We start from the raw sequence: 25,238 nt of genomic DNA, 5'->3' as shown, positions 1-25,238 counted from the left end.
CTGCCATGGCCGCTGCTCAGTGCTTCTGGGCAATCTGTATCAGGTTGCCGCAGGTGTCGTCGAACACCGCGACGGTGACCGGGCCCAGGTCGGTGGGCTCTTTGATGAACTTCACGCCGGCCTTGCACAGGCGAGTGTACTCGGCCTGGATATCGCGCACGCCGAAGGAGGTGGCCGGAATGCCGTCCTGCTTCAGCGCTTGTTTGTAGATTTTCGCCGCCGGGTGTGCATCGGGCTCCAGCAGCAACTCGACCCCGTTGGGATCGTTGGGTGAGGTCAGTGTCAGCCAGCGATGCTGGCCCATGGGGATGTCGTGCTTGGGCTCGAAGCCGAGGACGTAATGGTAGAAAGCCAGAGCCTTGGCCTGGTCATCGACGAGAATGCTGGTGACAACGATCTTCATAGGCGCATACCGTACCTGCGGGTCGATACTTTCCAGTAAAGACGTTCTGGCCCAAATCACCAGCGAGAGAGTTTTCTGTGAGCATCTGTTCCAGATGGGGTGATGGTGAGCCTGGCGGTAGCCTTGAAAAACATTCAATCCCAGCAGGAGTGATAGTAATGAAAGACATGGTTAAGGATGCAATGTTGGTCACCGCAGGGCTCGCAGGGGCGCAGGAACAGATGATGAGCGGCGATGAGGCTGTACACCTCGATGACGTGCAGGAAAACGCTGATGGTGTATCCAACTCAGCGGCTACTGATGCTCCGGCGACGCTGTCTCGCAAAAAGCGTGGACTGGGTCCAGTCATGGGTATGCCCTGCGCGGATGGGTACAAGAAAGTTGGCGACGAATGTGTAACCTCGAATATCGAGTTCGAATGAGCGGGCCTCATTGTCGGCTTGCCGGCGATGAGGCCCGCACAGATCACAACCAGCCTTTGATTTGCCGCGCCACCGCCTCGGTGGAGATGCCATAGCGATCATGCAAGGTCGGCAACGCACCGGCATCGAGGAACGCATCCGGCAGCGCAATCCCGATGCCCCGTGCCACCGCCTCACGCAGCGCTTCACGGCTGCCGATTTCCATCAGCATGCGCGGGCTGACCTCGTGTTTGGCCAGCACCCGTTCGAAGGCTGCCCGTGTGGTCGAACCCTGTTCCCGGCGCAACATGGCCTGGCCCTGAAACGCCTCGAGGCGCACGCAGTGGTGGCGAGCCAAGGGGGGGCTCGACAGGGGCGAACAGGATTACCGGGTGGCGTGCGTACAGTTGCACCTGAAACGCCGGGCCTTCATGCAGCCCGGCCAGCACGCCGACGTCGATCACGTAGCTTTCCAGGTCTGGCAGTACCGAGGCCGAGTTGCCGATGCGGATCGACAGGTCGATCTGCGGGAAGGCACGGCGATAGGCATCGACCATCTCGATTACATGAAATGGCCCCACGGCACCCAGTTGCAGCTGGCCCCGGCTCAGTGTGCCGGAATCGCGCAACAGCCCGCTGGCTTCGGCTTCCAGCGTCAGCAGTTGCTGGGCAATCGGCAACAGCTGGCGACCTACGCCAGTCAGTTCGATACGCCGGCCACGGCGATGGATCTTCCAGCATCACAATGTGGTGCCACGCCTGTCGGTGCTGAAGAACGTACTGACCGGCCGGCTCGGCGCCATACAGATTGCCATCTGGGGCACGTTGCTGGGTGTGATCTTCGCTATCCCCCTGGCGCTGCTGGCGGCGCGCAACCTGCACAGCAATCGCTGGGTGTATCAAGGCACCCGGCAGTTGTTAAACGTAATACGTAGTATCAATGAACTGATCCGGGCCCTGGTATTTGTCTCGGCGGTGGGCCTGGGGCCGTTCCCCGGCGTACTGGCGCTGGCCGTGAACGGTCTGGGCATGCTCGGCAAGCGCTTTGCCGAGAGCATCGAGGAGATCGATCAAGGCCCGCTCGAAGCCCTGCGTGCCACGGGGGGCTCGACCGTTGCAGGTGATCATGTTCGGCGTGTTGCCACAGGTGGTCACGGCGTGGACCGCGGTGATCCTGCGACAGAAAAATTATGTTCAAGCCTTAGGCAAATCCTTCATCAGCCTGCGGCCCGTTGAAACAGGCTACAAGGTAAAGTGACAGGAAAATTCCAAGGCGCCCGCGAATGGCGCCAACGAGGTGCCTGTGGCTTCCTACACCCTGCGACAACTCAAATACTTCGTCACCACCGTCGAGGCCGGCAGCGTCGCCGAGGCCTCGCGCCAGCTGTATATCGCCCAACCGTCGATCTCTACGGCGATAAAGAGCCTGGAGGAAAGCTTTGGCGTGCAGCTGTTCATCCGCCACCACGCCCAGGGCGTTTCGCTGACGCCCAGTGGCAAGCGCTTCTATGCCAAGACCAAGTCGCTGTTGCAGATGGCGCACGAGTTCGAGCAGAACGCCCTGGCCGACAACGACACCGTGGCCGGGCATATCGACATCGGTTGCTTCGAAACCGTGGCGCCGCTGTATCTGCCGCGGCTGATCGCCGGCTTTCGCGAACGCTATCCGGGGGTGGACATCCGCCTGCGCGATGGTGAGCAGCAGGACCTGATCCAGGGGCTGACTGCCGGCACCTTCGACCTGGCGTTCCTTTATGACCATGACCTGGATGGCACCATCGAAGCCGAACCCTTGATGCCGCCGCAGAAGCCTTATGTACTGCTGCCCGAGAAACACCGCTTTGCCGCCCAGGCGCAGGTGTCGCTGCGCGACCTGTGCCCGGAGCCAATGATCTTGCTGGACGTAGCGCCCAGCCGGACCTATTTCGTCAGCCTGTTCAATGAAATGGGGCTGACGCCGAACATCGTCTTCAGTTCGCCGTCGATCGAGATGGTGCGGGGGATGGTGGGGCAGGGCTTTGGGTTTTCGTTGCTGGTGACCCGACCGCACTCGGAATGCACCTATGACGGGCAGAAGCTGGTGATGATCGACATCGCCGAGCCGGTGGCATTGTCGGGGTTGGCAGCGGCGCACCTGAAGCGGGTGCAGCTGACCAAGCCGGCGCAGTTGTTTGTCGAGTTCTGCCGCGAAGAACTGGCCACGTTCTGAAAAAGCTTCGCGGGCAAGCCCGCTCCCACAGGGTGAGCGCTGACCTCAGGTCCGGCGCAATCCTGTGGGGGCGGGCTTGCCCGCGAATGGGCTGCAAAGCAGCCCTTGGGGGTTATTGAATCACTGCTGATCCGGCACCACCGCAATCACATCGATTTCCATCAGCCATTCGGCCTGGGCCAACCCTGCCACCACAAGCCCGGTGGAAATCGGGAACACGCCCTTCAGCCACTTGCCGACTTCCTTGTACACCGGCTCGCGGAAACGCGGGTCGGTGATGTAGGTGGTGGTCTTGACGATGTGCGACAGGTCCGAACCTGCCTCTTCGAGCAACTGCTTGACGTTCTTCATCGCCTGCTCGGTTTGTGCCCGTGGGTCACCCAGGCCTACCAGCTTGCCTTCGAAGTCGGTGCCGACCTGGCCACGCACATAGATGGTGTTACCGGCCCGCACGGCCTGGCACAGGTCGTTGTCCAGGGTCTGGTTGGGGTAGGTTTCCTTGGTGTTGAACATGCGGATGCGAGTATGGGTAGGCATCAGTGGGCTCCGAGGGTGCTGACGTTGCTGATCGAGTTGTCTTGTTGGTCATCCGCTTCGCGCTGGTCGCGGTCGCGGTAGGCCAGGTAGGTGCGCTGCGTGGCGATGTGGCCGGCGACGTGCTTGGCGTCGTGCCACACGCCCCAGATGAACGACGAGCCACGGCGCGACAGCCAGGGCAGGCCGAGGAAGTACACGCCCGGCTCGCGGGCTACGCCGCGCTGGTGCTGGGGTTTGCCGTTGGCGTCGAAGGTGTCGACCTGCAGCCAGCTGAAGTCCACGCCGTAGCCGGTGGCCCAGATGATGCTGGTGACGCCGGCCTGGGCCAGGTCCAGTTGCTGCAGTGGGTGGGTCATGCACGCAGGGTCAGCCAGGCGCTTGCGCGCTTCGGGCTCCTCCGGCAGGTCCAGGCCGTTGCGCTCGATATAGGCATCGGCGGCATCCAGCAGGGCCAGGTAGTTTTCGTCGCCGCGGTTGATGTTCTCGACCAGGTTGTCCTGGAAGCGCGCCACACCGTTGTCGAACGACTGGGTCAGGCCGACCAGGGTCATGCCCTGGTGGGCGAGGGCGCGGAAGTCCACGGTGTGGCCGCCACGGGCACCGCTGACGGCGATGGTCACGTGCTCGCGGCCCGGCTTGGCGATTTCTGCGTCCCACTCACCGAGCACGCCCAGCCACCAGCAGAAGTCGCGGTTGCGGTAGGCCCGTGGTGGGCGGTCGTGGGCGCCTACCGACAGGTACACCTGGCGCCCGGCGCGCATCAGTTCCTCGGCGATTTGCACGCCGGAAGAGCCGGCACCGACCACGAGTACGGCGCCTTCAGGCAGTTGCTCGGGGTTGTAGTAGGCGGCGGAGTGGATCTGGTGGAGGTTGGCGTCTTTCGGCGCGATGGCCGGGATGACCGGCTTCTGGAACGGGCCAGTGGCAGCCACCACGCGGTTGGCGCGGATCACGCCTTCGTTGGTTTCGATGGTGAAGCCGGGGCGGTCGGCATTGCGTACCACCTTCTTCACTTCGATGCCGGTGCGTACCGGCAGGTTGTACTTGCGTACGTACTGCTCGAAGTAATCGGCGACCTGGTCCTTGCCAGCGAAGGCGTCGGCGTCGAGGTTGAATTCCAGCCCCGGGAAGCGGTCATGCCAGACCGGGCCGTTGGCCACTAGCGAATCCCAGCGGCCGGTGCGCCAGGCCTCGGCGATACGCTTGCGCTCCAGCACCAGGTGCGGCACGCCAAGCTTGTTCAGGTGTTCGCTCATGGCCACGCCGGCCTGGCCGGCGCCAACCACGAGGGTGTCGATTTCGATGTTGTTCAGTGTCATGTCCGAGCCCTTTGTCAGGCGGTTTTTGTCAGGTCGGTTTGGTGGACCGCCGTTACCTGGGGCCAGACTAGGGACGCTCGGAAAATCGCGAAAATAGTATTTAGCTGGGGCTTGCCGATAAAACGGCGAAGGCCCCGACATGCAAGGGCTTGGCCGGGGTTTTCAGTGGTTTGCGGGCGTTACTGACGAGCCTTAGTTTTTTCCTGTTCAAGGCACAGGAAAATGTTGGTTTCGTGGCCCTGAAGGTTCCACCCAGAATGCTGGGCATCGCACAGAACAACAGGAGTTCCACCATGACCTTCTCCATCATCGGGCGCTGCCAGGAAACCGGCCAGGTCGGTATCGCCATCAGCTCGTCAAGCATCGCCGTGGGCGCACGCTGCCCGTGGGTACGTGCTGGCGTCGGCGCAGTTTCCACCCAGAACATCACCTTGCCAGCGCTCGGCCCGCAGATCCTCGATGCCTTGGAGCAAGGCCAGCTGTCGCCAGCTGCCGCGCTGGACCGGGTGCTCAGCGCCAATGGCTGGAGCGAGTATCGCCAGGTCACGGTGATCGACAGTCAGGGCCAAGTGGCGCTGTTCACCGGCAAGGAAGCCCTGGGTGTACACAACGCTGTGGCGGGTGAGCAGTGCGCGGCCGCTGGTAACTTGTTGTCCTCGCTGCAGGTGATCGAGGCCATGGTGAAGGCCTTCGAACAGGCCGGCGGGCATCTGGCTGACCGCCTGCTGGCGGCCATGCATGCGGCGATGGCAGCCGGTGGCGAAGCAGGCCCCGTGCACTCGGCAGCACTGAAGATCGCCGGCGAGCTGACTTGGCCGCTGGTGGACCTGCGTGTGGACTGGGCTGAGCAAGACCCGATTGGTGTTCTCGATGGCCTGTGGCAAGCGTATCGCCCGCAGATGCAGGACTATGTCACCCGCGCCCTCGACCCAACCGCCGCGCCGAGTTATGGGGTGCCGGGCGATGAGTGAATTCAGCAGCCGCGCCCTGTTGGAGCGGCTGATCGGCATTGCCACGGTCAGCCGCGACTCCAACCTCGAGCTGATCGGTTTCATCCACGACTACCTGGCCGAGCTTGGCGTGGAGTGCGAACTGTTCCACAACCCTGAAGGCACCAAGGCCAACTTGTTCGCCACCATCGGCCCCAAGGATGTCGGTGGTGTGGTGCTATCCGGGCATACCGATGTGGTGCCGGTGGAAGGCCAGGCCTGGACGCTGCCGCCCTTCGCCTTGACCGAGCGCGACGGGCGCCTGTATGGCCGTGGCACGGCTGACATGAAGGGTTTCATCGCCTCGGTGCTGGCTGCGGTGCCAGCGTTCCTTGCGCAACCGCTGCGCATGCCGGTGCACCTGGCGTTCTCCTATGACGAGGAAGTCGGCTGCCTGGGCGTGCGCTCGATGCTGGCCGCACTGGAAAAGCGACCGCACAAGCCGCGCCTGTGCCTGATTGGTGAGCCTACCGAACTCAAGCCGGTGCTTGGCCATAAGGGCAAGCTGGCGATGCGTTGCGAGGTCCACGGTGCGGCGTGCCACTCGGCATACGCACCTTACGGGGTAAATGCTATCGAGTACGCTGCGAAGCTGATCGGCAAGCTGGGTGAGATCGGTGATGCCCTGGCCTTGCCGGCACATCACGACACGCGCTTCGACCCACCGTTCTCCACGGTGCAGACCGGGGTGATCAAAGGGGGCAGGGCACTGAACATCGTGCCGGAAGAGTGTGTGTTCGATTTCGAGGTGCGCGCCTTGCCGGGGTATGCAGCACAGGCGGTGGCCGACCAGTTGCAGACCTACGCCGAGACTGAGTTGCTGCCACGCATGCGCAAGGTGAACGCTGCCAGTGCCATTCGCCTGCAACCGCTGAGTGCATACCCTGGGCTGGCCACGTCAGCCGACAGTGAGGCCGCGCGGCTGGTGGCATTGGTCAGCGGCTCGGATGACTTCGGCACCGTTGCGTTTGGCACCGAAGGTGGCTTGTTTGACCAGGCTGGTATTCCGACCGTTGTGTGTGGGCCAGGCAGCATGGATCAGGGGCACAAGCCTGATGAATTCGTCAGCGTCGAGCAGTTGCTGGGCTGTGATGCGATGTTGCTGAGGTTGGTGGACTACCTCAGGCAGGATTGACCGGGTTGGACCTTTCGCGGGTAAACCCGCTCCCACAGTGAAATCACAGCCCTTGCGGGCAGCGCTGGACCTGTGGGAGCCGGCTTGCCGACGATGGGCCGCAGCGCGGCCCTGATGGCTTAGAAGGTCGCCTTGACCTGCAGGCCAACCACCAGCGCGTTGTCGATGTCCTTCCCGGAGAACGCCCCTGGCTCGATGATGTACTGCACATCCGGGCGCAGGTTCAGCCACGGCGTGGCCTGGTAGCCATAGCTCAGTTCGATCAGCTGCTCGGCATTGTCGATGTTGGGGAACTGCTGCCCGGCATTGAATGCAGCGTCTTCCAGCACATCACGGCTACGCGGGTTCGGCACGGCGCGGCCATAGCCCAGGGCCACGGTATCGCGCGGGCGGCCTTCGAACGGCTTGTACAGCACCACACCAGCGCCATACCACTTGGTGAACGGCGAGGCGGCCTCGCTCGATGCCGAGTATTGGCCAAAGGCGTGCAGGCTGCGGCCTGGCGAACCGGCGTCGTTCCATACTGCCTGGTCGACCAGCAGGTAGTGGCCACCGCGACCAGACACTTCCTTGGTGCTGTCGACGCGCTTCACGTCGGAGCTGTCGTAGTAGTAACCCAGCTTGTATTCACCCGGCAGTTCGCCCTGCAGCTTGTAAACCAGCTCCACGGGTACCACGGTACCGGTAGTGTGCTTGGGCCCCAGGTGCCAGGCTCGGCTGGAGTTGCCATTGCTTTGCGGGTCGACGTTGAACGCCGCCACACGCAGCTGCCAGGATGGTGACAGGTCGTACTTCACGCGCACGCCGAGGTGGGCGTTGGGGTAGTTGGTCCAGCCGCTGCCGCCAGACATGTTCAGCGGGTGGCCGCAGAAGCCGGCGTTCATGAAGTTGCACAGGATGCCGCTGTCCAGGCCGCCGAGGTCGTTGCCCATGGCCATGTAGCCGAGCTTGACGTTGAGTGCCGGGGTGAACAGGGTGCGCTCGTAGCTCAGTTCGGTCAGGCGGGTGTACAGGCCACCGTAGTTTTCCTGGATCGGCAGGCGGTTGCCGACCAGGTCTTCCGAGGCGCTGTTGCCGCGGCGGTCGTTGATGGTCAACTGGACCTTGCCGCCGTTTTCCAGGCCGTACAGCTTCGACAGGTCGAACTGTGCGCCGAGCTTGATGTTCTGCGAATAGCGCGCCGAACGGTGCAAACCGCCGTGGGCGTTGTAGGCGGTTTCACCGCTGTAGTCGCCGGTGATCTTGACGCCGTCTTCCTCGAGCTGGTGACGCAGCCCGCCCCAGTCACCGGTCATGGTGCTGCGGTTCAGCAGGTCGGCGTCGGCCAGGGCAGACGTGCTGGCCAGGGCCAGTAGCAGGGTTGGGGTAATGCGGATAGCGGATGGCATTGCTGTGTCTCGTGTTGTTTTCGGGGGCCATTCGCGAACAAGCCCGCTCTCACAGGGATCAGGAGAGAACCTGTGGGAGCGGGCTAGCCCGCGAATGCAGCGACGCGGTCTTACGGCAGTGCGTAAGAAATCACATAGTCGCCACGATCAGTCGACTGGCGTGCACCGCCAGCGGTGATCACCACGTATTGCTTGCCGGTTTTCGGCGAAACGTAGGTCATCGGGCCGCCCTGGCTGCCCACAGGCAGGCGGGCTTTCCAGATTTCGTTACCGTTGCTGCTGTCGTAGGCGCGCAGGTAGAAGTCCTGGGTGCCGGCGATGAAGACCAGGCCGCCTTGGGTCGACAGGGTGCCGCCGAGGGTCGGCAGGCCGATCTTGATTGGCAGATGCATGCGGATGCCCAGGGGACCGGTGTCTTCCACGGTGCCGACCGGTACCTGCCAGGCGATCTGGCGCGACTTCATGTCGATGGCGGTCAGGGTACCGAATGGCGGGGCCTGGCAGGGAATGCCGGCAACCGACAGGAAGCGGTTCTTGTTCACCGCGTACGGGGTGCCCTTGAGCGGCACGGCGCCCATGCCGGTGTTCAGCGCTTCGCCACCGGATGCGGCGTCACCTTTGTTCTGCGACGGGATCATCTGGATCCACAGGCCCAGGCGCATGTCGTTTACGAAGATGAAACCATGTACCGGGTCGGTGGAGATGCTCCCCCAGTTCATGCCACCCAGCGAACCTGGGAAGCTCAGCGACAGGTCGGTACCCGGCGCGGTGTACAGGCCGTCGTAGCGCATCTTCTTGAAGTCGATACGGCACAGCAGCTGGTCATACGGAGTGGCACCCCACATGTCCGATTCGCTCAGGGTTTGCGCGCCGATCTGCGGCATGCCGACCGATTTGGGCTGGGTTGGGGAGTACGGCTCGTTGGGGATGTTGCTTGGCTTGACCGGTACTTCGTCGACCTGGGTCAGCGGTTTGCCGGTGGCACGGTCGAGTACGTAGATCTGCCCGGCCTTGGTGCCGATCACCACCGCAGGCACGGACTTGCCGTCGTCCTTGGTGAAGTCGATCAGGCTTGGCTGCATGGGCAGGTCGAAGTCCCAGAGGTCGTTGTGCACGGTCTGGAAGACCCACTTCTGGTTGCCGGTGGTGGCATCCAGGGCCAGTACGGACGCGCCGTAGGTGTGGTCCAGCTTGTTGCGTTCAACGCCATAGATGTCGGTGGACGACGAGCCCATTGGCAGGAACACGGTGTTCATCGCCGGGTCGTACGACATCGGTGCCCAGCTGTTCGGGGTGCTGCGCACGTAGGTGCTGTCACCTTCTGGTGCCTTGCGGTCTTCCGGGTTGCCCGGGTCGAAGGCCCAGCGCATTTCACCGGTGATCACGTCGAAACCACGGATCACGCCGCCAGGCATGTCGGTCTGGACGTTGTCGGCGACGCGGCCGCCAACCACCACGGTGGTACCGGCCATCAACGGTGCGGAAGACAGCTGGTAGTAGGAGTCCGGCACGTCACCCAGGCCGGCCATCAGGTTGACCTGGCCGTTGTTGCCGAAGCCCTGGCAGAACTCGCCGTTGTCGGCGTCGACGGCAATCAGGCGGCCGTCGATGGTGTTGGTCAGCAGGCGGCGCTGGCAGTTGGCACCGGCCGCGACGCTACCGCCGGTGATCGGCGAGCTGTTCGGCTGGGTCGGCTGGGCGATCGCGGCAGTGGCGTCGAAGTAGGCCATGCCACGGCAACGCTGCCAGACCTTGGACTGGGCGTTGATCGCGTTCTTCCACAGCTCTTTGCCGGTGTCGGCGTCGAGGGCGATCAGGTTGTTGTGCGGGGTGCAGATGAACACCTTGTTGCCGATCTGCAGCGGGGTCAGCTGGTCTTCGGCACCGTTGCCGTCACTGATGGCGACGTCACCGGTGTGGTAGGTCCAGGCCACCTTGAGCTTGTTTACGTTGTCGCGGTTGATCTGGTCCAGCGCGGCGAAGCGGCTGCCACCCTCGGTGTTGCCGTAGTGGGCCCAGTCTTTCTGCTCCTTGCCGGTTTCTACCGGGGTCATGCCCGGGCCTTTGCCGGTAGGGGCAACGCTTGGGTGAGCGACGAACATGTTGCCAGCGGCGATCACCAGCACCACGGCTAGCACGCCGGCGATGCCGTAGGCACCACGGCCGGCGCTGGCGCCATTGGCGCGGGCCAGCATCGGGTAGACCAGCGCCACCACCATGCCGATCGCGGCGAACATGAACAGGCGCGAGAACAGCGGCCAGAACACCAGGCCAGCGTCGATCAGCGCCCAGATCGCGGTACCGACCAGAAACGCCGCATACAGCCAGGCGCCGGCCTGCTTGCGACGGGCGATGAGAATACCGGCGATGGCCATGGCCAGGCCGCCGATCAGGAAGTACCAGGAACCGCCCAGGCCGGCGAGCTTGACGCCGCCAGCAGCCAGGAGGAGGCCAAGCAGGGCGACGATCACGCCCAAACCGACCAGGATGATGTTTGTGGCGCCAGAGGCGCGCGGTGTTTCGTTCATGCCAGGGATCTCAGCAGGTGGAATGTGCGCAGTTTAAGCCCTTAGCTTGCTAATTAACAAGTTAGTACATAATTTTATGAGACTTATTGTCGCAGGGCTGAACTTGCGAAGATGTGGCTAAAAGTTTAGATCATGCGCCAAAAAATGCAGTGAACAGGGTGCTTGAGCGGCATGTGAATGTGACGGCTTAGACTTTTGTAGCATGAACGAAGGGTGTTTCAATGGCTCGGCCATGGAGTGCCGATGCCATAAAACACTGCAAGCCAGATGGTCGGCTGCCCCTGGGCAGTCCATTCCACGCGGTGCCGGCAACGCGCAGGGATGTCCAGGCAATCGCCAGGCACCAGCAGGCGGGTGTAGGCCTCATGCTCAAGACGGAGCCCCGCGCTGCCGGCCAGCAACATGATCCATTCGCCTTCGGCCTGGTCGTACCAGTAGCCGGGCGGGCTCGCCTGACCGCAGGAAACAATACGTTCCACGCGCAAGCCAGGGCGCTGCAGAAGTTCATCGACCCGCTCGCCAGCGGCAGGGTCGCAATGGGGCAGGGCATGGAGCAGATTGCTGATGGTCATGGGCTGTTCTCGCGCGGGTGGAGGTATTTCCACTATGGACCTGATCGCTCTGCTGTGCGCTTCTTGACCCGCCTTGTGGATTGTAGGAGTGTTCCGAAATCTAAAACTGGAGTGCCTATGGACAAGCTCCTGGCGATGAAGATGTTTACCGCGACAGTCGATGCCCAGGGCTTTTCCGCGGCGGCGCGCAGGCTCGGCGTGGCTACGTCGTCGGTGACGCGCCTGGTCGATGCACTGGAGGCGGAACTCGGCAGCACCTTGCTCAACCGCTCCACGCGCCAGGTCAGCCTGACCGAAGCGGGTGCACGTTATTATGCGCGGGCAAGGGACATCTTCGACGCGCTGGAAGAAGCCGATGCCAGCGTCGCCGACCGTGGTGATGAGCCGGTCGGCGTGCTGCGCTTGTGCCTCCCGGTGGAGTTCGGTCGCCGTGTGATTGCGCCGCACCTGGGTACATTCCTGGCGAGGCACCCCTCATTGGAGCTGGACATCGACATGAGCGATCGGCTCGATGACTTGCTCGACGGCCGCTACGATCTGTCCATTCGCTTGGGCGATCCGCAACCGAACGACGAACTGGTGTGCCGGCAACTCGGCCGCTTCCAGCGCTGGCTGGTGGCAAGCCCGGATTACCTGGCCCGACGTGGTGCACTGCTGCACCCCGAGCAGTTGCTGCAGCATGCCTGCCTGCGTTTTCGCTACGGGCAGAAGGCGCGCGCCTGGCGCCTGCAACGCGCACATGAGGTGCTGGAACTGGAAGTGAGTGGGCCGTTGCGCAGCGCCAACGCCGACCTGTTGCGTGAAACAGCGCTGGCCGGCAGCGGTATCGCCTTGCTGGCCGACTGGCTGGTGCGTGAAGAGGTCGCCGCCGGGCGGCTGCAACGGCTGCTCGCGGACTGGCAAGTCAGCCCGGGCAATGCCAACGACAGCATCAATGCCTTGTACTTGCCGAACCACCGTGGCTCACGGCGGGTCAACGCCTTCATCGGTTTTTGCGAAGGCCTGCTCAAGCCCTGATCCCTGCCGTTGCGCTAGGCGCAAAGCCCCGTTGCGCCAGGGCCGGATTCTCTCACCGGCAAGCGCCCGGTAAGGTGCCCGGCATACACCAACCCGATGCCGAGGTACCTCGCATGAATTCCTCCCTTGCCGCTGCCCAGCCAGCCCATGCCGGCCTCAGCCGTGCCTTGGTCGCGCTGCTGGCGTTCTGCTGTGGCGCGATTGTCGCCAATATCTATTATGCGCAGCCCATCGTCGGGCTGATAGCCCCGGACCTGGGCCTGTCCACCGAGCGTGCCAGCCTTATCGTGTCGCTGACCCAGCTGGGCTACGCGCTGGGCTTGCTGCTGTTGGTGCCGCTGGCCGACCTGGTGGAAAACCGCCGCTTGATGATCATCACCGCCGTGCTGGCCTGCGTCAGTCTGTTGCTGGCGGGGACCAGCAGCAGCGGCCAGGGGCAACTGTTCCTGGGCTATGCCTTGCTGATCGGTTTCAGCTCGGTGGCCGTGCAGATGCTCATTCCATTGGCCGCGCACCTTGCGCCTGAGCAACAGCGCGGGCGGGTGGTGGGCAACATCATGGGTGGCCTGTTGCTGGGCATTCTGCTGGCGCGGCCGTTGTCGAGCCTGGTCGCTGACCACTTTGGCTGGCGCACGGTGTTCATTGGCGCTGCCGGGTTGATGTTGGCCATCATCCTGTTGCTGGCGTTCACGCTGCCACGCCGGGTGCCTGAGCACAAGGCGAGTTATGCCGGGCTGATGCTGTCGTTGGTTGCGCTACTGCGCCAACACCCGGTGCTGCGTCAGCGCTCGCTGTACCAGGCGTTGATGTTCGCAGCGTTCAGCCTCTACTGGACCGCGGTACCGTTGGCCTTGGCCACCGAGCATGGCCTGTCGCAAAGTCAGATCGCCTTGTTTGCCTTGGTCGGCGCGGTGGGCGCCATCGCTGCGCCCATGGCGGGCCGCCTGGCCGACGCCGGTCATGCCCGTGCCGGTTCCTTGTTGGCGCTGGTGTTGGCGCCGGTGGCACTGCTGATGGGGTTGACCACGCCCGGCTACAGCGTGATTGGCCTGGGGCTGACCGGCGTGCTGTTGGACTTTGCGGTGCAGATGAACATGGTCATCGGCCAGCGAGAGGTGTATGCACTGGACCCGGCCAGCCGCGGGCGGCTGAATGCGCTGTACATGACCAGCATCTTCCTGGGCGGGGCAGCGGGGTCGGCGGTGGCCAGTGCGGTGTTCGCCCAACAGGGCTGGCAGGGGGTGGCGCTGGTAGGGGCGGCATTGCCGGGCATGGCGCTGGTGGTCTTCCTGTGGGTGTCGCGGCGCGCTTGAGAGGGAGCGCTCAGCGCCCATTTCGCCGGCAAGCCGGCTCCCACAGGAAAGCGGCAGCTGGCTTGCCAGCGATGGGGCTACCAGTGTCACCGGCCCAAGGGCAAGGCCACGCCAATCAAAGCGAACAGGCTGCCGCAGCAACGGTTGAATCCTTTGCCGCCCTTGGCCAGCCATGGCCGGATACGAAACGCCAGGCGCGCCAGCAGGTATTCGACCACGCATTCCACGCTGGCAAAGGTCGCAGCCATCATCGCGAACTGCACCAACAGCCCCCGCTGCGGATCGATGAACTGCGGCAGGAAGGCACCGTAGAACAGCAGTACCTTGGGGTTGGCGATGGCAGACAGCAGGCCCTGACGGAACATCCCCAGGTTGCTCAGGCGTGCAGCGCGCTCGGTCATCTCCAGATGCAGAGCAGGGCTGCGCCAGAGCTGAATGCCCAGCCACACCAGATAGGCGCCGCCCACCCACTTGAGCACAGTCAGCACCGAGGCTGATGTCTGCAGCAGTGCCGTCAGCCCGAACATCGCCAGGGCAATCAGGGCACTGAAGCCGAACACCCCGCCGAAGATGGTGAACAGCGTGCGGCGCGCGCCATACCGTGCGCCGTGGGTCAGGGCGAGCAGGCTGTTCGGGCCTGGCGTCAACGACAGGCCGATGCTCGCCAGCAGGTAGATGAACCAGGTATCCAGAGCCATGATGTGTGCCTTGGGTATTCACGAGCGGCCAGTCTATGCGACGGTGCTGCAAGTGAAGGGTATGATCTGGACATTCAATGGTGTTTTCTGGACCTGTTTCGAATGCCCCCTGATATCCGCCTGCTGATCCTGCCGTTGCCGGATTTCGCCTTGCTGCCGTTCGGTGCGTTTCTTGACAAGCTGCGCTTCAGCGCAGACGACGAGGACTACAGCCAGCAGCGCTACTGCAGCTGGACCCTGGCCAGCCTCAGCGGCGAGCCGGTGCCGTCGAGCAGTGGCGCGGTGATGCAGGTGCAGGCCACTACCGAACAGCTGCAGTGGGATGACTACGACTACCTGGTGCTGTTCGGCAGCCGCAATGCCGAAGCCACCGCTGCATTGGCGCCCCATTACAAGCGCATGCTCAAGCGTGCGGCCAAGGCGGGGGTGAAACTGGTCGCCATCGACAACGCCGCCTTCTTGCTGGCCGCCTGCGGGCTGCTGGACGGCCACAAGGTCGTGGTGCACTGGCGCCATGAGGCAGAGTTCCGGGCATGTTTCCCGCACCTGCAAGTGCTGCGTGAGCAGTTGTACTGCATGGATGGCGCGCGCATCACCTGCGCCGGTGGCACGGCAGCCATCGACCTGGCGGTGGAACTGCTGGCGCGCACCTGTGGGCGCGCCCGGGCACTCAAGGGCCTGGCCGACATGCTTGTCGACGAATCGCGTGACAGTCGCCATGCCCTGCGTTCGCTGGAAACTGTTGCGGGGTAGGGGCGCCAGGTGCAGCGCGCGCTGGCGCTGATGCGCCATCACCTGGGGGCACAGTGGTCGATCGAACAGCTGGCTGCGGAGCTGGGCATCAGCCGGCGTCAGCTGGATCGTCAGTTTCAGGCCAGCCACGGCATGAGCGCCAAGGCCTGGTGGCTGGAAATGCGCCTGCAGCAGGCACGCTGGCGATTGCTCAACTCCAGCCACAGCCTGGCGCAGATCGCCGATGAGGTTGGGTTGGGGGATGCCAGTTACCTGGGCAAGTGTGTACGCCGGCGGTTTGGCTGCACGGCGCTAGCGTTGCGCAAAAGTACTTCGCACACCGTGTAGGAGCGGCCTTGCGTCGCGAAAGGGTCGCGTAGCGGCCCCGGCGATATCAGTTGCAACGCTGAAGCCCTGGGGCCGCTACGCGACCCTTTCGCGACGCAAGGCCGCTCCTACAGGGTCATTGCGGTGTGCCGAACAAGCCGGTCCAGTAGATGCCCGCATCGCTCTTCGGGTCCACCGCATAGGCCGCGCCCATCTCGCGGAAATCTGCGTTCATCAAGGTAGCGCAGTGCCCGGGGCTGTCCAGCCAGCCATCCACCACCTTCTGTGCCGTGTCACGGCCGGCAGCGATGTTTTCGCCAATCTGCCGATACAGATAACCAGCCAGCTCTGCCCGGTCACCAGGCGTGCGCCCGTCCTTGTCGATATGGTCGAAGAAGTTCTGGTTGGCCATCGCCCGCGTGTGGTTCGCCGCCACGCCCGCCAGTGCGGTGCTCCAGCTCAACGCCGGCGCTGCGGGGAATGGCTGGCCACCGCACTGGTGGGGGGCCTTGCGCGCGCTGTTGATGGCCTGCAGCAGCTTCTGCCCTTCGGCCTGCCAGTCGCCCAGGCGCCCGCTGAGCAGGGGCCGGGCAAGCACGATGCGCCAGTCGCGGCCTTCCTGGCTGACGCCGATATCGACGAACTGCGGGTCGAGCACCACCTGGCAGAAGCTCTCTTTGATGGCATTCATGGCCGCGTTCGCATCACGCGGGCCAGACAAACTGATGGCCTGGACGTTGACCATTGGGTAGGCCGCACGGCTCATGGCCTGCTGCAGGTCGCGTGTACCTTCCGGCGACAATGCCAGGCGCGTATCGCTGTTGAGCGGCGGCAGTTCCACCGACACCTCGTCGCCGCAGCGCTGGGCCTGGCTGCGGTAGGTATTGATCGAAGCGATCAGCTGCGCCTCTTCGCCGGTGACGGCCAGGGCTCCGGTTGACATGACCAGGCCCAGCGACAAGGCGGCAACGGTTGACACGACGCGCATGTGGATCTCCCTGTGACTGGCAGCGTCTTGGTATGCGCTGCTCATCCTACACAAGCGCAAGGCTTTTGGCCCAGTCTCGTGCAAAGCAAAGGAAACGCCAGCAATGACTTGCTGGCGGCAAAAGAGGGAGTAGACCGGTGAGCGCCAGAAAAGTGCGATGGCGTGTCAACGCGCCAGTGCCTGGTTCGGTTTGTAGAACAGAAAGTGCCGGGTTTCGGCCGTCTTGCGATAAGCCTTGGCCCAGTCCGGATGCACGTTGCGATCATGGAAATACAGCGCGCCCCCGGTCGGGTCCTTGAGCTGCTGGTTCAATGCCTTGCGCGCGATTTCCTTGGCCACGTCGTACCGCTGCGCTTCCTCGACCTGGTCGGGGCGCCCGTCACACCACCAGGAGAACTGGCAGGCCTTGGTCTCCACACCCTGCTTGACCACGCCGCAAATGGTGTCGGGGAAGCCATCGTGGCCTAGCCGGTTGAGTACCACGCTGGCCACCGCGGTCATGTCCTGGGCATCGGCGCCCTTGGCTTCCCAATAGATGGTACGAGCCAGGCAGGTGATGCTGTCGTCCATCGGCGCCTGGCCTGCCGGGTCCACCGCCTGCACCTCGCCCGGGGTGATGGTTTCCGTTCTTTTCGGCGGCGGGGCATCCTCCACCACCTTTTTCTCCAGCTTTTCTGCCTTGTCTTCGGCCACTGCGGCCTTGGCGCTGTCGGCGGCATGCAACGGGCCTGCAAGCAGGGTCGAGGTCAAGGCGATCACCATCCACGAGAGGCGCATGGTCGAGCTTCCGAAGTGTGGGCTGAATCACAGTCTAGCCAAGCGGCTTCACTTCAGCGCAAGCATTAGCACCAAAGGCAAGGTCACGGCGGCCAACACGGTTTGCAAGGCGATGATGGTGGCCATCAGCGGCGCGTTGCCGCCCATCTGCCGCGCCATGACGTAAGACGACGAAGCGGTCGGCAGGGCCTGGAACAGCACCGCCACTACCGCTGCCTGGCCACCCAGCCCAAGCAGGCGACACAGGCCCCAGGTGGTCAGCGGCATGACCAGGAACTTGAAGGCCGATGCCGCCAGCAGTGGCCGCACGTGCTGGCCGAGGCTGGCGCCGCCGAGGGCGGCACCCACGCACAGCAGGCCCAGGGGCAGGGCGGCCTGGCCCAGCGCTTTGACCGTTGGCTCCAGACCTGCTGGCAGCCCCAGGCCAGTGACCCGCAGCAACAGGCCACCGGCGCAGCCGACAATCAGCGGGTTGGCGAAAATGGCCCGCAACACGGTGGCTGGCGCGCTGTGGCGCGCGCTGAAACGGGCGAACACCAGCACGCAAAGCAGATTGACCAAGGGCACGATGGCGGCGTTGGCCACGGCCGCCAGGGCAATCCCGGCGCTGCCGTAGATACCGGCGGCGAGGGTGGCGCCGATGTAGTTGTTGAAGCGCACGCCGCCCTGGAACACCGAGGTGAAGTCGGCGCCCTCGTGGTTCACCGCACCCTGATAGAGCACCAGCAGCACGGCACCCAGCAAGGTCGAAAGCATCAGGACGCCGACCATGCCCAGCACCGGCACGCCATCGAGGTCGGCCGTGGCCAGGCCATGCAGGAACAACGAGGGCAGCAGCACGTAGTAGCTCAGGCGTTCGGCACCAGGCCAGAACGACTCGGCAAGGAAACCACGGATGCGCAGGAAGGTGCCCAGGGCGATCAGCAGGATGATGGGTACCAGGGTGGTCAGCAGCAGGTGGAGCATGGGTGTGATTCCGTGGTCGGGTACGGGCACAGGTTAGCGCGGCTGACTGGTTGGGAAAAACGTTGAATTCTGCAGTGACTGTTGATAAAAACTGTACGTTCAGGCCTCCATGGCGGTCTTCAAAACAGCTGTCAGGTGCCGCCGCTGGCTCTTTTCATGTTCCAGCAACACCACCCGCCGCACCAGTTGCGGCTCGCCAAATGGCAGGCAGGTCGCCGCTGGCAAGCGCTGCAGGTCGTCATCGGCCATGGGAATGATCGCCACCCCCAAGCCCATCACGGCCATGCGCGCCAGCGCTTCCTGGCTGTCCAGCTCCATCTGTTCGCTGACCTGCAGATGTTGGCGGCGCAGCTCCTGCTCGATCTGCCGCCCGGCCCAGGCACGCTTGTCGAAGCGCAGGAATGGCTGGCTGGCCAGCAGCTGCGGCAGGCTCTGGCCTGCCAGGTCGGGGCTGGCGATTGCCCAGAAGCGGTCTTCGAACAGGGGCGTGAAGCCCAGGCTCTGTGGGTAGGGGCTGACCGGTTCCGTGGTGATCGCCGCATCCAGCTCGCCATCTTCGACGCGCCGTGCAAGCTCGGCAGACATCCCGGAGTTGACGCTGATGTGCAGTTCCGGGTGATGAGCCTTGATCCATACCAGGGCCTTGGGCAGGCGTCGGGCCAGTACGGTGTGAATCGCCCCCAGGCGTAGCCGGCCACGCAGGCTCGCGCCGCTGGCCATGGCATCGGCCAGTTCGTCGTAGGCGGCCAGGATGTGCTCGGCCCGCGCCACTGCCAGTTGCCCGGCCTCGGTCAGCACCACCTGGCGGCGGCTGCGGTCGAACAGCGCGACCTTCATTTCGTCTTCAAGGGTCTTGATGTGCAGGCTCACGGCTGAAGGGGTAAGGCTGAGGAGGTCGGCGGCACGGGCGAACGTGCCGTGGCGGGCGATGGTCACCAAGGTGCGCAGGGCTTTGAGGGACACGCGAACGGGCTCCGGGCGGCAAGGGAAGTGTTTCAGTCTGTGGCTGGATGGAATGCCTGGCAAGCTGCACAGTCTGATAAGTCACGTGGGTACGAAACCCGCCTATTCCAAGCCATGGAGAAACGACATGAAAGCAGTAGTCTTCACCGCTTTGCTGGCCTCGGCCGGTCTCGCCCAGGCCGCGCAGACGGTGGAACTGAAGCTGGCCGGGGCGGATGGCCCGGGCAAGTCGATCGGTACCATCAGCATTGAGCAGAACACGTACGGCACCGTGCTTACCCCAGACCTCAAGGACCTGCCGCCGGGCGTGCATGGTTTCCACCTGCACCAGAAGGGTTCCTGTGCAGCGGCAGAGGAAAACGGGAAACCGGTGCCAGCGGGCGCGGCGGGTGGGCACTGGGACCCGGATTCCACCAATGCACACAAAGGCCCCTATGACGACAGCGGCCACCGCGGCGATTTGCCGGCACTGTATGTCGGTGCCGACGGCAAGGCCACTTACCCGGTATTGGCACCCCGCCTCAAGGCTACCGACTTCAAAGGCCATGCACTGATGGTGCATGCCGGTGGCGACAACCACAGCGACCACCCCGAGAAGCTCGGTGGTGGCGGCGCCCGTGTGGCCTGCGGTGTGGTTCAGTAAAGCGCGACAGGGCCAGGCAGTGGAGCAGCTGGCCCCCCCCGAGGTTGCCCTCGAGTTGCCTGATCTGCGTGCTTACCGCCGCCTGGGTCACGCCCAGCTCGCGGGCTGCCAGGGTGACACTGCTGTAGGGCTGCTCAGGGCTGGCGCTCGGCTACTGCACGCAATGTACGCAGGGTCACCACCGGGGCGTCGACGACGAAGCGGTTGGCCAGCCAGCCCGGCACGTCCCCGGCAGGGTCCGCCTGCAACTGGTAGGTCACCTCGGTTTCCCGCTCGCCGAGTGGCTTCATGATCCATTCGCCCGACAGGTGCTGCACGCGGATCAACCCTGGTTCTTCGGGCAAGCGGCCCGGCTCGGCGCTCAGGTGCCGCACCAGGGTGCCATCATCCAGGCGCTCGGTGCGGACCTTGAGAATGACGTCGCGCGGCAGGGTCGGCCACGGCAGGTTGGTGGTCAGGTAAACCCAGGTGCTGTCGCCATCCACGTCCAGCAAGCGCATCTGCTCGCAGGCGTACAGCCATTTGCACGCAACCCGCAGGTTCTCCTGCAGGTCGGTGAGGGTACGCACGCTGGCTTTCATGGTGCTGACGCCGCGAAACTGCTGGTAGGGCGAGTCGGCCACCCCCCTGAGGTACACGCGGATGCCCTCGCGATCGTAGGCGATCTTCCAGTTGTCGGCCGCCAGGCTGGCGGTGCAGACAAGCAGTATGGCAAGTATCAGGCAGCGGTTCATGGTGAGTACCGCGCGACGGGGCCGGGCTGTTCAGTATGCGCGGCAAACAAAAAGCCCGCCAGGTGGCGGGCTTTCGGGCATCAGCCTGAACTCAACGCTGTGGGTTGAGGGTCAGGTGAACGTGACGGTTGACGTCCTTGTACAGCAGGTAGCTGAACTTGCCTGGGCCACCGGCGTAGCAGGCCTGCGGGCAGAAGGCGCGCAGCCACATGAAGTCGCCGGCTTCCACTTCGACCCAGTCCTGGTTCAGGCGGTACACCGCCTTGCCTTCCAGCACATACAGGCCGTGTTCCATGACGTGGGTTTCAGCGAACGGAATTACGCCGCCCGGCTGGAAGGTGACGATGTTGACGTGCATGTCGTGACGCATGTCGGCCATGTCGACGAAGCGGGTGGTGACCCAGCGGCCTTCGGTGCCGGGCATTTCGATGACGGTGGCGTTGTCGCGGTGGGTGACGAACGACTCAGGTACGGCCAGGCCTTCGACTTTCTGGTAGTGCTTGCGCAGCCAGTGGAAGGTGACGTTGGCCTTGCTGTTGTTCCGCAGGCTCCACTCGGCGCCCGGGGCCAGGAAGGCATAGCCGCCTGGGGTCAGGGTGTGGTGCTTGCCTTCGACGGTGATGTCCAGTTCGCCTTCGACGATGAACACCACGGCTTCGGCGTTCGGGTCCAGCTCAGGGCGCTCGCTGCCGCCTTCCGGGGCCACTTCGACGATGTACTGCGAGAAGGTTTCGGCAAAACCGGTCAGCGGGCGGGCGATGACCCACATGCGCATCTTGTCCCAGAACGGCAAGTGGCTGGTGACGATGTCACGCATCACGCCTTTAGGGATGACGGCATAGGCTTCGGTGAACATGGCACGGTCAGTCAGCAGCTCGGTCTGAGCTGGGTGCCCACCGTGGGGGGCGAAGTAGGAGTGGTTCGACATGAGCGGTCTCGACTTGTTGTTCTCTCCCCGTGCCTTGGACCACACCGGCCGGTGCGTGCAGGGGATGTGCGGACAGCATAGGGGGCAGCCCGCGTCATCCACAAATTAAATGTTGAAATACTCGACATTCAGTTACTGAATGCGAACCTTACGCCCTGCATGGGCCTCGGGCAGCCGGTCGCCTTGGCCGAAGAGCTTGTGCCGCAAGGTGCCGTCGGTGTAGCCCAGTGGGTAGCGGCCGCGGCGCTGCAGTTCCGGAACCAGCAGCTCCACGACGTTGGCCAGGTCGTCTGGTTGCACGGCGTAGGTGAGGTTGAAACCATCGATGCCGGTCTGGTCGAGCCAGTGTTCCAGTTGGTTGGCAACCTCGCTGGGCGAGCCGACCAGCACCGGGCCACGCCCGCCCAGGCCGACGAATTCGGCGGCTTCGCGCACGGTCCAGCGGCGGTTCGGGTCGGCGGCGGTGAAGGCGGCCAGGGCGGCACGGCCAGCATCGTTCTCGACATACTCGATGGGTGCATCCGGGTCGAGGCCGGCGAAGTCGATGCCGGTCCAGCCCGAAAGCAGGGCGAGGGCGGCGTCCAGGTCGACGTAGCGGCGGTATTCGGCAAAGCGCGCCTGGGCCGCTTGCGTGGTCGGCGCAACGATCAGCAGCGCCTGGGCATAGATCAGCACCTCGTCACGGCCTCGCCCGGCCACCTCGCTGGCCTGGCGGATGCCGTCGGCGTAGCGGCGCAGCACCGTGGGCGTCGGGCCACTGATGAACACGCATTCGGCATGCCGGGCGGCGAACTGCTGGCCACGTGCCGAGGCGCCGGCCTGGAACAGTACCGGGGTGCGCTGTGGCGAAGGCTGGCACAGGTGCATGCCGGGCACCTGGAAGTGTTCGCCGGCATGGCGGATGGCGTGCACTTTCGAGGGTTCGATGTAACGGCCGGTTTCGCGCTCCAGCTGCACGGCATCGTCTTCCCAGCTCTGCTCCCAGAGCTTGTACAGCACTTCCAGGTATTCCTCGGCCAGGTCATAGCGTTGGTCATGGCCCAGCTGGCGGGCCAGGCCCAGGTTGCGCGCGGCGCTGTCGAGGTAGCCGGTGACGATGTTCCAGCCGACCCGGCCATTGCTCAGGTGGTCGAGCGTGGACATGCGCCGGGCGAATGGATAAGGGTGTTCGTAGGTCAGCGAAAAGGTCACGCCGAACCCCAGGTGCTCGGTGACCCCGGCCATGGCCGGCACCAGCAGCAGGGGGTCGTTTACCGGTACCTGCACGCCGCCGCGCAGGGCAGCTTGCGGGCCACCCTGGTAGACGTCGTAGATACCCAGCACGTCGGCGATGAACAGCGCATCGAACAGCCCGCGTTCCAGCAGGCGGGCGAGGTCGGTCCAGTAGCCCAGGCGGTTGAACGCCACGCTGGTGTTGCGCGGGTGGCGCCACAGCCCCGGGGACTGGTGGCTGGCGGCGTTCATGCTGAACGCGTTGAAACGGATGTGGCGGGGCATTGCCTTCACTCCCTGGTCACGGCAATACAGAAGCCGGGTAGATCGCATCGGCCACCTGGACCTTGTGCGGGATCAGGCCCAGGCCTTGGAAGGTATCGGCCAGTTTCTGTTGCTCGGCGACAATCTGCGGGGTGATGGCCACGGCGTTGTAGTTGCGCCGCTCGCTGGCCACTTCCAGGACGTTGGCGTTGATGCCCAGTTGCGGTGCCAGCAGTGCGGCGACTTCCGCGGGCTTGGCGTTGGCCCACTGGCTGACCTTGCCCAGTTCACCGAAGAAGGTCTTGAGCAGGTCGCGGTGCTGGTCGGCGAAGGCTGCAGTGGACAGGTAGAAGGTGCGGTTGTTGGACAGGCCGCTGCCATCGCGCAGGTTCTTCAGGCCCGGCTGGCTTTCGGCCCCAGCGAGGAACGGGTCCCACAGGGTCACGGCCTGCACGCTGCCTGATTGCAGGGCGGCGACGGCATCTGCGGCGTTGTTGACATAGGCCGGGGTGATGTCCTGATAGCTCAGGCCGGCTTGTTCCAGGGCCACCGCCAGCAGGTATTGTGCGTTCCAGCCGCGGCCGGTGGCCACGCGCTTGCCTTTGAGGTCCTGCACTGTAGTGAGATGGTCCTGCTCGCGCACCACCAGGCCGATGCCGCGTGGGTAGGGTTGTTCGGCGGCCAGGTACACCACCGGCTTGCCGGCGGCCTGGGCGAATACCGATGGTGCGTCGGCAGCGTGGCCCAGGTCGATCGCGCCGGTACTTAGCGCTTCAAGCAGTTGCGGGCCGGCGGCAAATTCGTGCCAGCTGACTTTCACGCCTTGAGGCGCCAGCGCTTTTTCCAGCTCGCCGCTGCCCTTGAGGATGTTGATGCTGTTGAACTTCTGATAGCCGATGCGCAGGGTCTTGGCGTCTTCGGCCAAGGCACTGGACCACGGTAGCAGGCTGCTGGCGACAGTCGCCAGGAGACCGCCTACCAGCAGGCGGCGCAGGGGAGAAAAGGGCATGGGCGTCGCTCCTTGAACGGGGTGGGAAACGGTGTCCCCAGCCTAAGGAGGTGGCGTTTGGCTTTCAATTTTTTAATTCCATTTTGTTAGATTGTTTTGTTCTTTTTATATCCTTTTGTGTTTGCTCCGACTGTTGACGAATTTTTCACATCCTCTTGTTAGGATTCGGGCCAACCTTGAGGAGCCCCGTACATGCCCATCCTGCGCCGGCGCAGCACCCGTATCGCCCTGACTGCTACCACCGGCCTGATTGCCGCGACCTTGGGCTTTTTCGCCTGGCAGTCGTTTTACCCGGTACAGGCCGCCAGTGGCTGGCGTGTCGAGGTGCTGCACCGTGACCTGGCCAAAGCCGCTTCGTTGCTGCCCCAGGCCGACGGCAGCCTGCTGGTCAGCCGCGAACTGGATGACGGCAAAGGCAGCATTCTCAAGATTACCGCCAGCGGCGACCGCGTGGTGCTGATCGACAACCTGTCCAAGCCCGACGGCATGGCCGCGGTGCAGGGTGGCTGGGTATTCAGCCAGGAAGGCGGCCGTGCACCGGTGAGCCTGTCGCGCGATGGCCAGCTCACCCGCCTGTTCGACGGAGACAGCGTGCAGGGGCTGTGGAACGATGGCGATCATCTGTATGCCATCGAAGACCGCAAGGGCAATGGGCGCCTGATGCGCTATGACTGGGCCAGCGGCCAGCTCCACGTGCTGCGCTCAGGGCTGACCGAAACCGAAGGCCTGACCCGCTGCGCCGACGGCCGCCTGCTGTACACCGAGAAGGGCACCGGCATCGTGCGTGCATTGTCCGACGACGGTGAAGACCCGGTGGTGGTCCAGGGCCTGCGCCATCCCACCTTCCTGATGTGCGACCAGCGCGGCCTGTGGATCAGCGAAGACAACACCCACCGCGCCCGCCTGCTGCGTGTGGACGCCGAGGGTAAACAGCACACCGTGCTGACCTTCCTCAAGGCGCCGCAGTCGATCGTGGCGGATGGCAAAGGCGGCTACCTGCTCGCCGAGGGCGGGCGCAATCGCGTGCTGCAGCTGACCCCGCCCGCCGACGAGGCCACCGCCCAGCGCTAACTGGGCAGGCGGCGATATCGCGTGGCTGCGTGGGGCAGGGACGACCCAAGAAAGGGAACGCGCGGGCTAGGGTTGCAGCCAAGGACTACAAGATTGATGTTTCCCGTTCCGGCTT

Annotated in this window: 24 protein-coding genes and 3 pseudogenes; 10 read left to right on the top strand and 17 right to left on the bottom strand. The window is 64.1% G+C overall.

Features of this window, described 5'->3' with window-relative positions:
- Window positions 1-16: 16 nt before the first annotated feature.
- Window positions 17-403 carry a VOC family protein gene (locus APH27_RS07500; protein ID WP_027918732.1) on the bottom strand — a complete coding sequence of 129 codons (387 nt, stop codon included), beginning with the start codon at window positions 401-403 and terminating at the stop codon, window positions 17-19.
- 158 nt (window positions 404-561) lie between these two features.
- Between APH27_RS07500 and APH27_RS07495 the strand changes: the two genes are divergently transcribed.
- The gene (locus tag APH27_RS07495) at window positions 562-825 is read left to right on the top strand and encodes a hypothetical protein (RefSeq protein ID WP_060484459.1); all 264 of its coding nucleotides are present in this window, start codon (window positions 562-564) and stop codon (window positions 823-825) included.
- A gap of 43 nt (window positions 826-868) precedes the next feature.
- Here APH27_RS07495 and APH27_RS26575 read toward each other — a convergent pair.
- Window positions 869-1,532, bottom strand: a pseudogene (locus APH27_RS26575) (LysR family transcriptional regulator substrate-binding protein); the annotation flags it as partial.
- 70 nt (window positions 1,533-1,602) lie between these two features.
- Here APH27_RS26575 and APH27_RS26570 point away from each other — a divergent pair.
- Window positions 1,603-1,981, top strand: a pseudogene (locus APH27_RS26570) (PhnE/PtxC family ABC transporter permease); the annotation flags it as partial.
- A gap of 126 nt (window positions 1,982-2,107) precedes the next feature.
- Window positions 2,108-3,013 carry a LysR family transcriptional regulator gene (locus APH27_RS07480; protein ID WP_027918729.1) on the top strand — a complete coding sequence of 302 codons (906 nt, stop codon included), beginning with the start codon at window positions 2,108-2,110 and terminating at the stop codon, window positions 3,011-3,013.
- Window positions 3,014-3,133: 120 nt separating this feature from the next.
- Here APH27_RS07480 and APH27_RS07475 read toward each other — a convergent pair whose 3' ends face one another.
- Both APH27_RS07475 and APH27_RS07470 read right to left on the bottom strand, forming a co-directional pair.
- A complete protein-coding gene (locus APH27_RS07475) occupies window positions 3,134-3,550 on the bottom strand; it encodes a RidA family protein (RefSeq protein WP_014590706.1) in 417 nt (138 codons plus the stop codon).
- Window positions 3,550-4,869, bottom strand: coding sequence for an NAD(P)/FAD-dependent oxidoreductase (locus APH27_RS07470; protein WP_060484458.1), 1,320 nt, complete (start codon window positions 4,867-4,869; stop codon window positions 3,550-3,552). Before APH27_RS07470 ends, APH27_RS07475 begins: the two co-directional genes overlap by 1 nt.
- Window positions 4,870-5,162: 293 nt before the next feature.
- Between APH27_RS07470 and APH27_RS07460 the strand changes: the two genes are divergently transcribed.
- Together APH27_RS07460 and argE are read left to right on the top strand one after the other, a co-directional pair.
- Window positions 5,163-5,840: a DUF1028 domain-containing protein gene (locus APH27_RS07460; RefSeq protein ID WP_027918727.1), complete on the top strand. Its 678-nt coding sequence runs from the start codon at window positions 5,163-5,165 to the stop codon at window positions 5,838-5,840.
- On the top strand, window positions 5,833-6,993 hold the full coding sequence (gene argE / locus APH27_RS07455; RefSeq protein ID WP_027918726.1) for an acetylornithine deacetylase: 1,161 nt from the start codon (window positions 5,833-5,835) through the stop codon (window positions 6,991-6,993). The genes APH27_RS07460 and argE overlap by 8 nt, the downstream gene beginning before the upstream one ends.
- Before the next feature lie 119 nt (window positions 6,994-7,112).
- On the opposite strand, the gene APH27_RS07450 is transcribed toward argE, so the two are convergent.
- The 3 genes from APH27_RS07450 to APH27_RS07440 form a co-directional block, all read right to left on the bottom strand.
- A complete protein-coding gene (locus APH27_RS07450; RefSeq protein WP_027918825.1) occupies window positions 7,113-8,381 on the bottom strand; it encodes a carbohydrate porin in 1,269 nt (422 codons plus the stop codon).
- A gap of 110 nt (window positions 8,382-8,491) precedes the next feature.
- The gene (locus APH27_RS07445) at window positions 8,492-10,909 is read right to left on the bottom strand and encodes a glucose/quinate/shikimate family membrane-bound PQQ-dependent dehydrogenase (protein ID WP_060484456.1); all 2,418 of its coding nucleotides are present in this window, start codon (window positions 10,907-10,909) and stop codon (window positions 8,492-8,494) included.
- 218 nt (window positions 10,910-11,127) lie between these two features.
- Entirely contained in the window at window positions 11,128-11,481 is a 354-nt protein-coding gene (locus tag APH27_RS07440; RefSeq protein ID WP_060484455.1) for a cupin, read from the bottom strand.
- 117 nt (window positions 11,482-11,598) lie between these two features.
- Here APH27_RS07440 and APH27_RS07435 point away from each other — a divergent pair, with 117 nt between their 5' ends.
- Together APH27_RS07435 and APH27_RS07430 are read left to right on the top strand one after the other, a co-directional pair.
- A complete protein-coding gene (locus APH27_RS07435; RefSeq protein ID WP_060484454.1) occupies window positions 11,599-12,498 on the top strand; it encodes a LysR family transcriptional regulator in 900 nt (299 codons plus the stop codon).
- Between the two features lie 113 nt (window positions 12,499-12,611).
- Complete coding sequence (locus APH27_RS07430; protein ID WP_060484453.1) at window positions 12,612-13,811, top strand: MFS transporter; 1,200 nt, start codon at window positions 12,612-12,614, stop codon at window positions 13,809-13,811.
- 86 nt (window positions 13,812-13,897) lie between these two features.
- Here the strand turns inward: APH27_RS07430 and APH27_RS07425 are convergent, their stop codons facing one another.
- A complete protein-coding gene (locus APH27_RS07425) occupies window positions 13,898-14,509 on the bottom strand; it encodes a LysE family translocator (RefSeq protein WP_060484452.1) in 612 nt (203 codons plus the stop codon).
- Between the two features lie 102 nt (window positions 14,510-14,611).
- On the opposite strand from APH27_RS07425, the pseudogene APH27_RS07420 reads away from it, so the two are divergent.
- Window positions 14,612-15,589 (top strand): annotated as a pseudogene (locus APH27_RS07420) (GlxA family transcriptional regulator).
- 115 nt (window positions 15,590-15,704) lie between these two features.
- Here the strand turns inward: APH27_RS07420 and APH27_RS07415 are convergent.
- The 4 genes from APH27_RS07415 to APH27_RS07400 all read right to left on the bottom strand — a co-directional run bounded on the left by APH27_RS07415 (window position 15,705) and on the right by APH27_RS07400 (window position 19,262).
- Window positions 15,705-16,556, bottom strand: a complete 852-nt coding sequence (locus tag APH27_RS07415) for a CAP domain-containing protein (protein WP_027918832.1) — start codon at window positions 16,554-16,556, stop codon at window positions 15,705-15,707.
- A 165-nt stretch (window positions 16,557-16,721) separates the two neighbouring features.
- Window positions 16,722-17,333, bottom strand: coding sequence for a cell wall hydrolase (locus APH27_RS07410; protein WP_060484451.1), 612 nt, complete (start codon window positions 17,331-17,333; stop codon window positions 16,722-16,724).
- A gap of 48 nt (window positions 17,334-17,381) precedes the next feature.
- The gene (locus APH27_RS07405; RefSeq protein WP_027918834.1) at window positions 17,382-18,299 is read right to left on the bottom strand and encodes an AEC family transporter; all 918 of its coding nucleotides are present in this window, start codon (window positions 18,297-18,299) and stop codon (window positions 17,382-17,384) included.
- A gap of 99 nt (window positions 18,300-18,398) precedes the next feature.
- Window positions 18,399-19,262, bottom strand: coding sequence for a LysR substrate-binding domain-containing protein (locus APH27_RS07400; RefSeq protein WP_060484450.1), 864 nt, complete (start codon window positions 19,260-19,262; stop codon window positions 18,399-18,401).
- Window positions 19,263-19,389: 127 nt separating this feature from the next.
- Between APH27_RS07400 and sodC the strand changes: the two genes are divergently transcribed.
- Window positions 19,390-19,905 (top strand): superoxide dismutase family protein, encoded by a 516-nt coding sequence (sodC, locus tag APH27_RS07395; RefSeq protein ID WP_027918836.1) that lies wholly within the window; start codon window positions 19,390-19,392, stop codon window positions 19,903-19,905.
- Here sodC and APH27_RS25725 read toward each other — a convergent pair.
- The 5 genes from APH27_RS25725 to APH27_RS07375 all read right to left on the bottom strand — a co-directional run bounded on the left by APH27_RS25725 (window position 19,799) and on the right by APH27_RS07375 (window position 24,052).
- Window positions 19,799-20,017: a LysR family transcriptional regulator gene (locus APH27_RS25725; RefSeq protein ID WP_082435046.1), complete on the bottom strand. Its 219-nt coding sequence runs from the start codon at window positions 20,015-20,017 to the stop codon at window positions 19,799-19,801. The genes sodC and APH27_RS25725 overlap by 107 nt on opposite strands.
- Before the next feature lie 22 nt (window positions 20,018-20,039).
- Window positions 20,040-20,639 (bottom strand): START domain-containing protein, encoded by a 600-nt coding sequence (locus APH27_RS07390; protein WP_027918837.1) that lies wholly within the window; start codon window positions 20,637-20,639, stop codon window positions 20,040-20,042.
- A gap of 91 nt (window positions 20,640-20,730) precedes the next feature.
- The gene (locus APH27_RS07385) at window positions 20,731-21,567 is read right to left on the bottom strand and encodes a bifunctional allantoicase/(S)-ureidoglycine aminohydrolase (protein WP_027918838.1); all 837 of its coding nucleotides are present in this window, start codon (window positions 21,565-21,567) and stop codon (window positions 20,731-20,733) included.
- A 132-nt stretch (window positions 21,568-21,699) separates the two neighbouring features.
- Window positions 21,700-23,064 carry an LLM class flavin-dependent oxidoreductase gene (locus APH27_RS07380; protein ID WP_060484449.1) on the bottom strand — a complete coding sequence of 455 codons (1,365 nt, stop codon included), beginning with the start codon at window positions 23,062-23,064 and terminating at the stop codon, window positions 21,700-21,702.
- 16 nt (window positions 23,065-23,080) lie between these two features.
- Window positions 23,081-24,052, bottom strand: coding sequence for an aliphatic sulfonate ABC transporter substrate-binding protein (locus APH27_RS07375; protein WP_060484448.1), 972 nt, complete (start codon window positions 24,050-24,052; stop codon window positions 23,081-23,083).
- A gap of 192 nt (window positions 24,053-24,244) precedes the next feature.
- Between APH27_RS07375 and APH27_RS07370 the strand changes: the two genes are divergently transcribed.
- A complete protein-coding gene (locus tag APH27_RS07370; RefSeq protein ID WP_060484447.1) occupies window positions 24,245-25,123 on the top strand; it encodes a hypothetical protein in 879 nt (292 codons plus the stop codon).
- Window positions 25,124-25,238 lie beyond the last annotated feature (115 nt).

Origin of the sequence: Pseudomonas sp. NBRC 111123, assembly GCF_001320205.1 — a bacterium.
GTDB classification, from domain to species: domain Bacteria; phylum Pseudomonadota; class Gammaproteobacteria; order Pseudomonadales; family Pseudomonadaceae; genus Aquipseudomonas; species Aquipseudomonas putida_J.
The sequence above is the reverse complement of the archived record's forward strand: the minus strand, read 5'-3'. Positions and strand labels throughout refer to the sequence as shown.